This window comes from Streptomyces capoamus, assembly GCF_014654935.1.
Lineage (GTDB): Bacteria > Actinomycetota > Actinomycetes > Streptomycetales > Streptomycetaceae > Streptomyces > Streptomyces capoamus.
On the sequence record NZ_BNBF01000030.1, the window covers coordinates 13,529 to 17,032 of the forward strand.

Here is a 3,504-nt window from a genome sequence, read left to right on the forward strand (position 1 = left end):
TACTCCACGGCGATGACGGGCACCGCCCGCGCCTACCGCGGCCGCGGCCTGGCCAAGCTCGCCAAGATCCATTCCCTGCACCGCGCCCGCGCCGCCGGCGTCACGGAGGCCTTCACCGGCAACGACACCGGCAACGGTCCCATGCTCGCCATCAACACCTGGCTCGGGTACGAGGTCTGCGCGACGGAGGTGCGCTATGTCCGCGAACCCTGCTGAGCCGGCGGCCCGTGTGGAGGTCGTCCTGGTCAAGGCGGGCCGTACGAAGATCCGTTACCCGGCGGAGCTGCTCGGGGACGACGGCGACCGGATCGCCGTGCGCGCCGCCTGGGCGGGGTCAGGGGTGCGTGACTTCGGGTTCGTGCGCTTCGAACCCGGTGACGTGTTCACCGAGTACTACTGGCGGAGCAGGTGGTACTCGGTGAAGGAGGTGCGCGCCGCGGACGGTTCGGTCAAGGGCTGGTACTGCGACGTCACCCGGCCCGCGGTGCGGTCCGGTGCCGAGCTGGTCGTGGAGGACCTCGACCTGGACCTGTGGCGGTCCGCGGACGGACGGGACGTGCGGCGCCTGGACGAGGACGAGTTCGCCGAGAGCGGGCTCGCGCGGCGCGACCCCGAGGCCGCGTCCGCCGCGGTGGCCGCGCTCGACGCGCTGGAGGCGCTGGCCCGCGCCGGCGGGTTCGCCCGGCTGCTGGGCTGAGCCGCCCGGTCACCGCGGCGCGGTCACACGACGGCCACCACCGCGTACCGCTCGTCGTCGACGTCCTTGCCCCACAGCAGCGGGTCGTCGGACAGCCGTTCCAGGCGCACCTCCCGGGTGAGCGGTGCGAGGTGGGCGGTGAGCCGCGCGGCCGGTACACCGACCGGGGCGAGGGTCCCCCAGACGCCCTCGACCAGGACGAACCGGCCCCCCGGGCGCAGCAGGCCGCGCCAGCGCCGCAGCACCGAGGCGGGGTCGGGCAGCGCCCACAGCACGTGCCGGACGAGGACCACGTCGCAGCAGCGCGGTGCCAGCGGCGGGGCGGCGGCGTCCCCGCACACGATCCGCGCGCCGTGCCCGGCGAGTTTGGCGCGGGCCCGCCTGGCCATCGCCGGGGACCGGTCGACGCCCGTCACCCGGTGCCCCTGCTCGGCGGCGAGGAGTGACAGGCTGCCGGTTCCGCAGCCGAGGTCGAGGACGTCGGCGGGGTGCCCGGGCAGCCAGCCGCGGAGCCGGTCCGCCCAGGCGGCGCGGACCCGCGGGTCGCGCAGGCCGTGGTCCGGTTCGTCGTCGAAGTCGGCGGCCCGCGCATCCCAGTCCGCTTCCGGGGCATCCGCAACGGTGGAGCTGTTCCTTCTCGTCATGCCCGGAGCGTGACAGACGCCACTGACAACCCGGCACCGATGAGGAACGCTCGCCGAGAGGGTCTGCCCCCGTGACACCGCGGAATCCGGTGGACTCGTAGGAGGCAGTCATGCGCCGTGTGACCGTGCACAAGCCCCTGAAGAGGACGGACACCCGCCGGATCCGCGAAGAGGCGGACGAGCGCCCCGCGGGACGGCCGGAGGTGCGCAAGGACATCGCCCGCACCTGGTGGCCCGACGGCTGAGCACCGGACGCCCTCCGCACCGCCCGCACCTGAGCGCAGCCTGAGGGGTTCCTTAAGCGGAGCATAAGGATCTTCTCCGGCCGTCCTCGGCAGCGGATTTCCCGGCTCCTCCGGGCTAGCTTCGGATCGCCCCACGGGTTCCGGGGCCCGTCCGGCGGCTCAGGCCGGACAGGCCCCGGCGGCGGCTCAGCTGAGGGCCGAGGCGCAGGTGGTGGCGGTGGCGCGGGCGGGATCGAGGGCGTTGGCGACCTCGTGGAAGGCGATCCGGTCGAACAGGCCGATCGCGAGGTGTTCGGAGAGGTCGAGCGGGCACAGGTCCTGCAGCAGGACGTTGCGGACGCCGGAGCCGCTCAGGTACTGGGTGCGCCAGGGGGTGGCCACCTCGTCGTACTTGGTGGCGATGACGGTGTAGCGCACTCCGGGGACGGTGTCCCCGCCGGTGTTGAGCCTGGTGAGGAAGGCGGAGCCGGTGATCTGGTCGGCGAGGGCGGGGGTGGTGGCCTTGAGGAGGTCCTCGGCGCCGGGGAAGTAGGGCAGCAGGTTGGTGAGGCCGTCCAGGTCGGTGCCGTGGTTGTCGGGGGCGAGGCCGACGAGGGCGTCGACCTTGGCGGCTCCGCCGAGGAACTTCAGGTAGTAGCGGGGCATCAGGCCGCCCTGGGAGTGTCCGACGAGGTCGGCCTTCGCGGCCCCGGTCGCGGCGAGCACCTTGTCGACGAAGGCGGACAGCTGCTCGGCCGACGTGTCGATGGGACCGAGGCCGTGGAAGAGCGGGACCCCGGGGAGCTGACCGTAGTCGAGGGAGAACACGCAGTATCCCCGGCTCGTCAGGTAGGGGGCGAGGCCGAGCCAGTTGTCGACCGAGTTGCCCAGCGTGCCGTGGACGAGGACGACGGGGCGGGGGTGGGCGGCGGAGGGCTTGCAGGAGTAGTCGTTCCAGCCGGAGGTGGGGGCGGCGGAGTCGGAAGCGCTGGCCGCGGCGGCCGGTACGACGGCCACGGCGGCGGTGAGGAGGAGTGCGGCGAGGGGTCTGAGCGCTCTCTGCCAGGGCAGCATCGCGTGATCTCCTTGCGGCTCAAGGGAGGTGGGGGCCTAACCCTGTGATCCGGATCACGAGGATGCTGTTCAGCTGTCAAGTTACGAGCGGGTAGCCAAAGTGAGAAGTTACGCGGCAGTAAAAACTTCCGGTGGGTGACCAGGGGTGTCTCACGCCGCCCGGGACCCGTGGGACGAGGCGGGACCGCCGCCCCGGCGGCCCAGTGAGCCCGGCATCACCGCGTGCGGACCGAACTTCGCCCGGGCTCGGTCCGCGACCTCCTCCAGGCGGCGGGTCTTCTCGTCCACGGGGTCGAAGGTCAGCTGGTGGGAGGCCTGGTCGGCAGGGGTCAGACCCTCGGCACGCAGGGCGAGGGCGCGGACCCGGGCGCGCTGCAGACCGAGCGACTCGTACATGCCGTAGGCCGCCCGGGCCAGGGCCGCCGAGTGCGCGGTCGGCTCCTTCAGGGTGCGGCTGCGGGTGGTGGCCGACCGGTCGGCGTAGCGCACGGTGAGGGTCAGGGTGCGGCAGACCTTCTCCACCGCGCGCAGCCGGGCGCCGATCTCCTCGGCGGCCGACAGCAGCGCCCCGCGGTGCCGGAGGGGGTCCAGCTCGTCGATGCCGAAGGCCCGTTCCGTCATCAGCGAGCGCGCGACGGCGTTCGGGACGACCCGGCCACGGTCGACGCCGGCCGCCTTCTCGCGCAGCTCCCGGCCCGCCTTCGCGCCGATCAGCCGCTGGAGCGTGGACAGCGGTGCGGCGGCGACCAGGCCCAGGGTGTCCAGGCCGTACTCGCCCAGGGTGCGGGCGGTCGCCGCGCCGATGCCGGGCAGCGCGGCGACGGGCTTGCCGGCGAGGAACTCGGCGACGGCGTCCTCGGGCACC

The 3,504-nt window shown here is 73.6% G+C and carries 6 protein-coding genes; 3 read left to right on the top strand and 3 right to left on the bottom strand.

Features of this window, described 5'->3' with window-relative positions:
• Together IE312_RS42950 and IE312_RS33000 are read left to right on the top strand one after the other, a co-directional pair.
• Nucleotides 1-216 (top strand): GNAT family N-acetyltransferase (locus tag IE312_RS42950; RefSeq protein WP_502267004.1); only part of this gene is annotated, 216 nt, incomplete at its 5' end.
• Nucleotides 197-697 (top strand): ribonuclease FAU-1 family protein, encoded by a 501-nt coding sequence (locus IE312_RS33000; protein ID WP_189985911.1) that lies wholly within the window; start codon nucleotides 197-199, stop codon nucleotides 695-697. The genes IE312_RS42950 and IE312_RS33000, both read left to right, overlap by 20 nt.
• A 23-nt stretch (nucleotides 698-720) precedes the next feature.
• Here the strand turns inward: IE312_RS33000 and IE312_RS33005 are convergent, their stop codons facing one another.
• Nucleotides 721-1,341 (bottom strand): class I SAM-dependent methyltransferase, encoded by a 621-nt coding sequence (locus IE312_RS33005; protein ID WP_189985912.1) that lies wholly within the window; start codon nucleotides 1,339-1,341, stop codon nucleotides 721-723.
• A 110-nt stretch (nucleotides 1,342-1,451) separates the two neighbouring features.
• Between IE312_RS33005 and IE312_RS43880 the strand changes: the two genes are divergently transcribed.
• Entirely contained in the window at nucleotides 1,452-1,586 is a 135-nt protein-coding gene (locus IE312_RS43880; protein ID WP_268254384.1) for a hypothetical protein, read from the top strand.
• Nucleotides 1,587-1,772: 186 nt separating this feature from the next.
• Here the strand turns inward: IE312_RS43880 and IE312_RS33010 are convergent, their stop codons facing one another.
• Nucleotides 1,773-2,639 carry an esterase/lipase family protein gene (locus IE312_RS33010; protein WP_189985913.1) on the bottom strand — a complete coding sequence of 289 codons (867 nt, stop codon included), beginning with the start codon at nucleotides 2,637-2,639 and terminating at the stop codon, nucleotides 1,773-1,775.
• A gap of 150 nt (nucleotides 2,640-2,789) precedes the next feature.
• Nucleotides 2,790-3,504, bottom strand: a 715-nt coding sequence (locus IE312_RS33015) for a DinB/UmuC family translesion DNA polymerase (RefSeq protein ID WP_229900720.1), incomplete at its 5' end; no start/stop codon positions are given.

Bases quoted from the DNA above. Each gene is read 5' to 3' on its own strand.
- IE312_RS33000 (WP_189985911.1), top strand. From the start codon at position 197: ATGTCCGCGAACCCTGCTGAGCCGGCGGCCCGTGTGGAGGTCGTCCTG.
- IE312_RS33005 (WP_189985912.1), bottom strand. From the start codon at position 1,341: ATGACGAGAAGGAACAGCTCCACCGTTGCGGATGCCCCGGAAGCGGAC.
- IE312_RS43880 (WP_268254384.1), top strand. From the start codon at position 1,452: ATGCGCCGTGTGACCGTGCACAAGCCCCTGAAGAGGACGGACACCCGC.
- IE312_RS33010 (WP_189985913.1), bottom strand. From the start codon at position 2,639: ATGCTGCCCTGGCAGAGAGCGCTCAGACCCCTCGCCGCACTCCTCCTC.